Below are 292 nucleotides of genomic sequence, written 5' to 3'. Positions count from 1 at the left end.
TCCGGGCTGATGCCAAGGCGCTGAACGAGGATAACAGCAGCTGCCGAGTCAGCGGTCTGCGTCTCGTCCGGAATTTCAACCGTAGCCTCGAATGCCAATGCGTTCTTGGCGGCTTGGTCTGCTTCTGCCGAAGCCTGTTCCGGAGTATAGTTCTCCAGCGCATCAGTGACGAGCTGGCCTTCTTCAGCGTCTTTGTTTTCGTGTTCCTGTGCGGGTTGTTCGCGATCCGGAGTCCCGACAATGACAGCCGCGTAAAGGCCGCTCACCGAATACTCGGGGAACACGCCGATCC

The 292-nt window shown here is 58.6% G+C and carries 1 protein-coding gene; it reads right to left on the bottom strand.

Annotated elements, in window-relative coordinates:
• A partial coding sequence (locus AC1RPJ_RS08085) for a hypothetical protein (protein ID WP_481762893.1) occupies positions 1-292 on the bottom strand: 292 nt, incomplete at both ends.

The sequence above is a fragment of the Dellaglioa sp. CoH-57-MRSF-17 genome, assembly GCF_056782015.1.
This window is presented reverse-complemented; position numbering and strand designations above follow the sequence as displayed.